This is a genomic window from Citrobacter sp. S55_ASV_140 (assembly GCF_018919505.1).
GTDB classification, from domain to species: domain Bacteria; phylum Pseudomonadota; class Gammaproteobacteria; order Enterobacterales; family Enterobacteriaceae; genus Citrobacter; species Citrobacter werkmanii.
In genome coordinates this window covers 1-8,921 of the sequence record NZ_JAHLQZ010000164.1, presented here as the reverse complement: position 1 = coordinate 8,921, position 8,921 = coordinate 1, and the positions used below count along the sequence as shown (strand labels likewise).

8 protein-coding genes are annotated in these 8,921 nt (G+C 50.4%); 7 read left to right on the top strand and 1 reads right to left on the bottom strand.

Translation table 11 applies throughout. The features are described from left to right. Nucleotides 1-446 precede the first annotated feature (446 nt). The 7 genes from fabI to osmB all read left to right on the top strand — a co-directional run bounded on the left by fabI (nt 447) and on the right by osmB (nt 8,555). Nucleotides 447-1,235: an enoyl-ACP reductase FabI gene (fabI, locus tag KQJ18_RS18635; RefSeq protein WP_038640941.1), complete on the top strand. Its 789-nt coding sequence runs from the start codon at nt 447-449 to the stop codon at nt 1,233-1,235. Between the two features lie 212 nt (nt 1,236-1,447). After that, nucleotides 1,448-2,590 carry a carboxymuconolactone decarboxylase family protein gene (locus tag KQJ18_RS18630; protein ID WP_150345085.1) on the top strand — a complete coding sequence of 381 codons (1,143 nt, stop codon included), beginning with the start codon at nt 1,448-1,450 and terminating at the stop codon, nt 2,588-2,590. An 89-nt stretch (nt 2,591-2,679) separates the two neighbouring features. Then, nucleotides 2,680-4,614, top strand: a complete 1,935-nt coding sequence (locus KQJ18_RS18625) for an exoribonuclease II (protein WP_216422473.1) — start codon at nt 2,680-2,682, stop codon at nt 4,612-4,614. A gap of 263 nt (nt 4,615-4,877) precedes the next feature. Then, the gene (gene pdeR, locus KQJ18_RS18620) at nt 4,878-6,869 is read left to right on the top strand and encodes a cyclic di-GMP phosphodiesterase (protein WP_038640944.1); all 1,992 of its coding nucleotides are present in this window, start codon (nt 4,878-4,880) and stop codon (nt 6,867-6,869) included. A 182-nt stretch (nt 6,870-7,051) separates the two neighbouring features. Then, nucleotides 7,052-7,234 (top strand): hypothetical protein, encoded by a 183-nt coding sequence (locus tag KQJ18_RS18615; RefSeq protein WP_069325013.1) that lies wholly within the window; start codon nt 7,052-7,054, stop codon nt 7,232-7,234. An 81-nt stretch (nt 7,235-7,315) separates the two neighbouring features. Then, entirely contained in the window at nt 7,316-8,068 is a 753-nt protein-coding gene (locus tag KQJ18_RS18610) for a DNA-binding transcriptional regulator YciT (protein ID WP_085048103.1), read from the top strand. A 268-nt stretch (nt 8,069-8,336) separates the two neighbouring features. Further along, nucleotides 8,337-8,555 (top strand): osmotically-inducible lipoprotein OsmB, encoded by a 219-nt coding sequence (gene osmB / locus KQJ18_RS18605; protein WP_038640946.1) that lies wholly within the window; start codon nt 8,337-8,339, stop codon nt 8,553-8,555. An 88-nt stretch (nt 8,556-8,643) separates the two neighbouring features. Here osmB and yciH read toward each other — a convergent pair. After that, the coding region (yciH, locus tag KQJ18_RS18600) for a stress response translation initiation inhibitor YciH (protein ID WP_216422471.1) at nt 8,644-8,921 on the bottom strand (278 nt) is incomplete at its 5' end.

The window sequence follows — 8,921 nt, the reverse complement described above, 5'->3', positions numbered from 1 at the left end:
GCATAAGACCACTCCAATTGATCATAACTTCCTGATAATGCACTTTTAATCACAATCAATCAATAATATCGATCAATGTATCGATATTGATCGATAAAAACAATATATCATAACAATCTGAATATATGCATGTTTTTTGTTTTAAGAAAGTTCCTACCTTGCTATGTTTATTAACATCAGCTAGCGCCTTAATAATACCATTTTAGCGCCTTTAAAGCCTTGTATTTTCTCATTGTCTTCAATGCAATACGGGTCGGGCAAAGCACAACCAAGGGAAGTAATATCCTCGCCATTTGCAATGAATGGTAAGGGCATTTAGGGGTGATAACCATTCTAAAAGGAACAATGAGTAGGATATAATTTCAGCCCAATTTCGCGCGTTTTTGACATGGCAATCATCACGCATTGATTGCTACGAAGAAGCAATGACCATAAGGATTAAAGCTATGGGTTTTCTTTCCGGTAAGCGTCTTCTGGTGACGGGTCTTGCCAGTAAATTGTCCATTGCCTGGGGAATCGCTCAGGCAATGCATCGTGAAGGCGCTGAACTGGCGTTCACCTACCAGAACGACAAACTAAAAGGCCGAGTGGAGGAATTTGCCGCTCAACTGGGGTCCAGCATCGTACTACAATGTGATGTTGCCGAAGATGCCAGCATCGATGCGATGTTCGCTGAACTGAGCCACTCCTGGCCGAAATTCGACGGATTCGTGCATTCCATCGGTTTCGCGCCTGCTGACCAGTTGGATGGCGACTATGTGAATGCGGTCACCCGCGAAGGTTTTAAAATTGCTCATGACATCAGCGCTTACAGCTTTGTTGCGATGGCAAAAGCTTGCCGCTCTATGCTTAACCCTGGCTCTGCGCTACTGACGCTATCCTACCTGGGTGCAGAGCGCGCAATCCCTAACTACAACGTGATGGGTCTGGCGAAAGCGTCTCTGGAAGCCAACGTCCGTTACATGGCTAACGCAATGGGTCCTGAAGGTGTACGAGTGAACGCCATCTCCGCAGGTCCAATCCGCACTCTTGCCGCTTCCGGCATCAAAGATTTCCGTAAAATGCTGGCGCATTGTGAAGCGGTGACGCCGATTCGCCGCACCGTGACGATTGAAGATGTAGGCAATTCCGCAGCATTCCTGTGCTCCGATCTTTCTGCCGGCATCTCTGGTGAAGTCGTTCACGTGGATGGTGGCTTCAGCATTGCAGCGATGAACGAGCTGGATCTGAAATAATCGTTTAGTCCTCTGTGGGCGGCCTGCCGTCGCCCATGGTTTTCACCTCCTCCTCCACTGCCCTGTGCCATATATACTTTTCCGATATTTATTATCACGTAACAATCTTTCATCCCCCCTTCGGCTTACGTCAGGATATTGCAGCGCAAACGATCCGGCGTAGGTGTATGACGACGTGTCCGGGTCGCCACTTTTTAGACCAAGGAACGCCCATGGAACAACGCCGCATTGTAGGCAAAAGCCACTGGTATCATGAGACGCAATCCAGCACGTATCCGCAAGATGTTCTGCCGCTGGTGCCGGAGGCCGCTCATGTTGACGACAGCTTTTTACTGGACCTGGCGATACCTCATGACGTGCTTTTACCCTTTCAATCCTGGTTAACCCCTGCCCGTAAACTTGCCCAGCTTCTTTTCCCTGCTCACGTCGTACTGGATCGGATGCATACGTTCAGCGCCTATGAACGGATGAGTACAGCCCTGACCGTCGCTCAGGTGTATGGCGTGCAGCGATTGTGCAATCACTATGCCGCGCGCTTAACGCCGCTGCCCGGTCCTGATTCGTCTCGCGAAAGTAATCATCGACTGGCGCAAATCACCCAATATGCGCGCCAGCTCGCCAGTTCACCGGCTGTGATCGGCGAGCGGGACCGTCAGCACCTGGATGCGGTCGGGCTGACCAGCTGCGATAGCATATTGATGAATCAAATCATCGGCTTCGTCGGTTTTCAGGCCCGGGTAGTCGCATTACTTCAGGCCTGCAGCGCTCACCCGGTACGTCGAATACCGGGCCTCGATATACAGCAATTCGCTCACGCTTCGCCATTTAGCGCCACCAACGCCAGCTGGCACGCTGCGCCATTAGAACCCGAGCAGCTGCATACCCGCGCGAAACTGCGCGCGGATTATCCCAACGAACTGCACGCGCTGCTCCCTCTGCTAGCACATTCACCTGCCGTTTTAGATTTACTTGGGTCACTGATTTCCAGCACGCTACGCAGCGATATGCCGACGCGGGCATTTTCTCTGACGACCCTGATGACATCACGCATCAACGGCAGCGTGTCCTGCTTTAATGAACATGCGCATACGGCATATGAATTAACTGACATCATCACTGTCCTTCGTCAGGATGAACGTGAATTGCAGCGCTGGGAACAACGACATCCGGTTGAGCGCGTCACCCTGCAGGCGGTACAATGGCTCACCCGAGCGCCCGACCGCTTTAGCGCCGCACTGTTAACACCGTTGTTCGATCAGGGTATCTCTTCAGAACAGGCGATTAACCTGCTGGCCTGGAGTGGATTATGCGGATGGTTAAATCGCTTGAAAATCGCGCTGGGCGAGACGTATTAACCGATCCACTTACTTAAAGAGCGCTTGCTGCAACTGACAGAATCGCGTAAAACTGTCAGCCGCTCTTTTAGCCACGAAAATAGACAATTATGCTTCAGGACAACCCGCTGCTAGCGCAGCTTAAACAGCAACTACATTCCCAGACGCCGCGTGCTGAAGGGGTGGTAAAAGCCACGGAAAAAGGCTTTGGCTTCCTGGAAGTCGATGCACAAAAAAGCTATTTCATTCCACCGCCGCAGATGAAAAAAGTGATGCATGGCGACCGTATTGTTGCGGTGATCCATACGGAAAAAGATCGTGAGTCTGCTGAACCGGAAGAGCTAATCGAACCCTTCCTGACGCGCTTCGTGGGTAAAGTTCAGGGCAAAAATGACCGTCTGTCTATTGTGCCGGATCATCCGTTACTGAAAGAGGCGATCCCTTGTCGCGCCGCCCGTGGCGTTGAGCATGAATTTAAAGAAGGCGACTGGGCCGTGGCAGAAATGCGCCGCCATCCGCTGAAAGGCGATCGCACCTTCTACGCTGAACTAACCCAATTTATCACCTTTGCGGACGATCACTTTGTCCCGTGGTGGGTCACGCTGGCGCGCCATAATCTCGAAAAAGAAGCACCGGACGGCGTTGCGACCGAAATGCTGGACGAAGGTCTGGTGCGTCAGGACCTGACCGCCCTCAATTTCGTCACCATCGACAGCGCCAGCACCGAAGATATGGACGATGCGCTGTATGCTGAAGAACTGGCCGATGGCAAGCTACAGTTAACTGTTGCTATTGCCGATCCTACCGCCTGGATTGCAGAAGGCAGCAAACTGGATAAAACGGCGAAGATTCGTGCGTTCACCAACTATCTGCCGGGATTCAATATCCCGATGCTGCCACGTGAACTGTCTGACGATCTCTGTTCTCTGCGCGCGAACGAAGTACGCCCGGTTCTGGCTTGCCGCATGATCATTACCGCCGACGGTACGATTGAAGACAACATCACCTTCTTCGCTGCGACTATCGAGTCTAAAGCGAAGTTGGCCTATGACAACGTCTCCGACTGGCTGGAAGGCACCGGCGACTGGCAGCCTGAAAACGACGCGATTGCTGAACAAATCCGTCTGCTGCATCGTATTTGTCTGAGCCGTGGTGAATGGCGTCACAACCACGCGTTAGTATTTAAAGATCGTCCGGATTACCGTTTTGTCCTCGGTGAAAAAGGCGAAGTGCTGGATATTGTGGCAGAACCGCGTCGCATCGCTAACCGTATCGTGGAAGAGTCAATGATTGCGGCAAATATTTGTGCTGCATGCGTTCTTCGCGACACGCTGGGCTTTGGAATTTATAACGTCCATATGGGATTTGATCCGGCAAACGCTGACGCACTGGCCGCGCTACTGAAAACCCATGGTATGCATGTAGATGCCGAAGAGGTCCTGACGCTGGAAGGCTTCTGCAAACTGCGCCGCGAACTGGATGCGCAGCCTTCCGGTTTCCTCGATAGCCGTATCCGCCGGTTCCAGTCGTATGCTGAAATCAGCACCGAACCAGGTCCGCACTTTGGGCTGGGTCTGGAAGCATATGCCACCTGGACCTCTCCTATTCGTAAGTATGGCGACATGATCAACCACCGTCTGCTTAAGGCCGTCATCAAAGGCGAAACGATTGCCCGTCCGCAGGATGATACGACCCTGCAAATGGCCGAACGTCGTCGTCTGAACCGCATGGCTGAACGCGATGTGGGTGACTGGTTATACGCCCGCTTCTTGAGCGACAAAGCCGGCACCGACGTCCGCTTCGCGGCCGAGATCATTGACGTCAGCCGCGGCGGTATGCGAGTACGTTTAGTGGATAATGGCGCAGTCGCATTTATTCCGGCCCCGTTCCTGCATGCTGTTCGTGACGAACTGGTATGCAGCCAGGAAAGCGGCACCGTACAAATCAAAGGTGAAGTGGTTTACAAAGTCACGGATGTGATTGATGTAACCATTGCCGAAGTGCGGATGGAAACCCGCAGCGTTATCGCACGTCCAGCCGTGTAACATTGATAAAGCTAACGGCCTTTCTCTTTCTGGGAAAGGTCGTTTTCTTTTCCCTCCCAAATCTCCACCACGCACTACACTTCTTTCATCCGGTCTAATTTATTTTTTACTATTTTCAGTTCCGCTAGCTTTGCTTTTTTTAGATTCTGCATTACATATAAATACATAAATAAAACAATACGTTCAGCCATAGTCACCCTGTATGAATCATGGCTAACTATACTTTTGAGGCTCTATGCGCTTTAAACGGGATAGTACACATCATGAAAGACGTCCGGGAGCGGGTTACGTTGTATAGCTATGTGGGCACTCATAACCCCTACTGGCGTTTGTCAGAGGATTGCAACATCCTGCATTTCTCTATCGACGAAGCGTCAGCAGTCGATCAGACCATCGAATTGTCAGCTGAGCAAGCCGACCGCATTCGCGAAATGACGGTGATTACATCGAGCCTGTTGATGACGCTTCCCATTGAAGATGACGACATTCCCGTGCATCTGGTCGGCAGGAAAATCAATAAGCGCGAATGGGCGGGAAGCGCATCCGCCTGGGATGACACCCCTTCCGTCGCGCGTGACCTGGCTCACGGCCTCTCTTTCGCTGAGCAGGTCGTTTCTGAAGCTAACTCCGTCATTGTCATTCTTGACCGCATGGGCAACATTCAGCGCTTTAATCGCCTGTGCGAAGAGTACACCGGTCTCAAAGAGCGTGAAGTGATTGGCCAAAGCGTTTTCACGCTGTTTATGAGCCGGCGCGAGGCCGCAGCCTCACGGCGCAACATTGAGGTGTTTTTTCGCGAAGGTAACTCTTATGAGGTTGAACGTTGGGTAAAAACCTGCAAAGGCCAGCGTCTGTTTCTGTTCCGCAATAAGTTTGTGCATAACGGTAGCGGCAAGAACGAAATATTTCTGATCTGTTCCGGTACCGATATTACTGAAGAGCGCCGCGCGCAGGAACGTCTACGGGTATTGGCCAATACCGACTCCATCACCGGTTTACCGAACCGCAACGCAATTCACGAGCTGATCAGCAACGCCATTGAAAACGCGGGCGATACGCAGGTTGGGATTGTCTATCTCGATTTGGATAACTTTAAAAAGGTGAACGACGCCTACGGTCATATGTTTGGCGATCAGTTGTTACAAAGCGTGTCGCTGGCTATCCTCAGTTGCCTCGACGACAACCAGCTACTGGCCAGGTTTGGCGGTGATGAATTCATTGTCCTTGCCACCGAAACGTCCCAGGGTGCGCTGGAGGCTACGGCATCGCGTATCCTGACGCGCCTGCGTCAACCTTTTCGCATTGGACTGATAGAAGTCTATACCGGATGTTCAATCGGTATTTCTCTCGCGCCACAGCATGGGCAGGACGGCGAGAGCGTCATCCGTAACGCGGATACGGCCATGTACACAGCAAAAGAAGGCGGTCGTGGTCAGTTTTGCGTCTTCTCACCGGAAATGAATCAACGGGTTTTTGAATATTTGTGGTTAGACACCAATCTGCGTAAGGCGCTGGAAAACGATCAACTGGTTATCCACTATCAGCCAAAAATAACCTGGCGCGGAGAAGTTCGTAGTCTGGAGGCTCTGGTTCGTTGGCAGTCCCCGGAACGTGGTCTCATACCGCCATTGGAGTTTATCTCCTACGCCGAAGAATCAGGGCTCATCGTTCCGCTCGGTCGATGGGTTATTCTGGACGTCGTGCGCCAGGTGGCAAAATGGCGTGCCAAGGGGATAAATCTACGCGTGGCGGTAAACGTGTCTGCGCGCCAGCTCGCCGACCAGACGCTATTTACCGCTCTCAAGCAGGTGCTTCACGATCTCAACTTTGAATACTGCCCGATCGATGTTGAATTAACGGAAAGCAGTTTGATTGAAAATGAGCAGTTGGCGCTATCCGTCATTCAGCAATTTAGTCAGTTGGGGGCACAAATCCATTTGGATGATTTTGGCACCGGTTATTCGTCGCTATCTCAACTGGCCCGCTTCCCGCTTGATGCGATAAAACTGGATCAAACCTTTGTCAGAGATGTGCACAAGCAACCTATTTCACAGTCGCTGGTGCGGGCCATTGTCGCGGTCGCGCAAGCGCTCAACCTGCAGGTCATCGCCGAAGGCGTTGAAAGTGCAAAAGAGGATGCGTTTTTGACCAAGAACGGCGTCAATGAGCGTCAGGGATTTTTATTCGCCAAGCCGATGCCTGCAGCTGCGTTCGAACGATGGTATCGACGACACCTGAATAAAAAAACGCGATAATGCAGAAAGATTCCTCGAAGAAAATAGCCATAAATGGACAATACGTGATGATTCTATCTGTATGTAATCACAGGATATATAATATTCTTCAATCATTCAGGTTAATACTATTTTTCCCTTCTCTTTTGCCATGAAATTCTGCATCATGAAATTCAAACTCTATTGCCCTTTGGATGATGACCATGTCTGATATCGACGCTCAGCGTCTGGCCGAACGCATTGATACCGTGCTGGATATCCTCGTTGCAGGTGATTACCACTCAGCCATCCACAATCTCGAAATTCTGAAGGCTGAACTGTTAAACACGGTCAAAGAAGATACTCAATCTTTGCCAACTAAACAGAAAGCTCCGTGGGAGATCTGATGACATCGCTCTCTTGATGTTACTGCTATCAGCAGACTTCCGTTTATTTTCCGATACGATATTGCTATAAAAATTAATACTATGAATTCCCGACAACAATCCATTTTGCAGATGGTGACAGATAAAGGTCAGATGAGCGTCGCCGATCTGGCAAAAATCACCGGCGTTTCAGAAGTGACGATTCGACAGGATCTGAATACGCTGGAAAAACAGAGTTATTTACGCCGTGCGCACGGATTTGCTGTTTCATTGAACAGCGATGATGTGGAAACACGCATGATGACCAATTTCACGCTAAAACGTGAGCTGGCCGAATTCGCTGCATCACTGGTCAGCCCCGGCGAGTCAGTATTCATTGAGAATGGCAGCAGCAATGCGCTCCTGGCAAGAACCCTGGCGGAGCAAAAAGATGTCACTATCATTACGGTGAGCAGCTACATCGCTCACCTGCTCAAAGAAACACCCTGTGAAGTGATTCTCCTCGGCGGGATTTATCAGAAGAAAAGTGAGAGCATGGTCGGCCCCCTGACTCGCCAGTTTATCCAGCAGGTACACTTCAGTAAGGCCTTCATCGGCATTGATGGCTGGCAGGCAGAAACCGGCTTCACCGGACGCGATATGATGCGTTCTGATGTGGTTAATGCGGTACTGGAGAAAGGCGCAGAGGTTATTGTGCTTACCGACAGCTCAAAATTTGACGCCATTCATCCTTATACCCTGGGGCCTTTAGCACGATTCAGTCGCGTCGTGACGGACTCTAAGCTCAGCGCCAGCGTACAAATGCAGCTTGAGCATTCAGGATTAACCGTCAATATCATTGATACCAACGCATAATGGCTGCGCAAGATGATTTGTCGGCAGGCAAATCATCTCCTCTCTGAGAGTTATCTGACAACCCAATTAAGACTTTTTACCTGTTGTTAACAGGATAAACTCGTAGAATTAATATTAGCGATATAACAGGAGCGAACATCCAACTGCAGGATATTGGTTGTCATGCCTTCGCTAAACGGTTTCACGGAAATATCTTTGATAGTCGCGATTTAACGCTATCCTTAAAGAACACTGGATTCCGTGAATCAATAATTCAGGAGAAAGTATTATGTTAGTAACGAGCAAAAAAATGACCGCAGCCATTCTGGCGCTTACTCTGGCAATGTCTCTGAGCGCCTGCTCTAACTGGTCCAAACGCGATCGCAATACCGCTATCGGTGCTGGTGCGGGTGCTGTAGGTGGTGCAGTCCTGACCGATGGCAGCGCGCTGGGTACGCTGGGTGGTGCTGCTGTTGGTGGTATTATTGGCCATCAGGTTGGTAAATAATTTACGGTTGACCGGCTCGATATAATTAAACGTTTACTTTTTCAGCTCTGTATTTAAAAAGCCACGGATTATCTCCGTGGCTTTTTTATTAACCGCCAGCCAGTTTGACTTTCATGCCTTTGGCCTCCAGCAATGATTTTATCAGGTCACGTTTATCGCCCTGAATTTCAATCACGCCCTCTTTTACCGCTCCACCGCAACCACATTTTTTCTTCAGTTCCGCGGCTAATTTAGCCAGTTCCGCATCATCCTGATCAATACCGGTGATCAGGCACACGCCCTTGCCTTTACGACCGCTGGTCTGGCGTTGAATGCGGACAATACCATCACCCTTTGGGCGTTCAGGGGCGACCTTCGGTTCATCAA

Coding starts and splice junctions, on each gene's coding strand:
- pdeR (WP_038640944.1), top strand. CDS start 4,878: ATGAAAGACGTCCGGGAGCGGGTTACGTTGTATAGCTATGTGGGCACT.
- fabI (WP_038640941.1), top strand. CDS start 447: ATGGGTTTTCTTTCCGGTAAGCGTCTTCTGGTGACGGGTCTTGCCAGT.
- osmB (WP_038640946.1), top strand. CDS start 8,337: ATGTTAGTAACGAGCAAAAAAATGACCGCAGCCATTCTGGCGCTTACT.
- KQJ18_RS18615 (WP_069325013.1), top strand. CDS start 7,052: ATGTCTGATATCGACGCTCAGCGTCTGGCCGAACGCATTGATACCGTG.
- KQJ18_RS18610 (WP_085048103.1), top strand. CDS start 7,316: ATGAATTCCCGACAACAATCCATTTTGCAGATGGTGACAGATAAAGGT.
- KQJ18_RS18630 (WP_150345085.1), top strand. CDS start 1,448: ATGGAACAACGCCGCATTGTAGGCAAAAGCCACTGGTATCATGAGACG.
- KQJ18_RS18625 (WP_216422473.1), top strand. CDS start 2,680: ATGCTTCAGGACAACCCGCTGCTAGCGCAGCTTAAACAGCAACTACAT.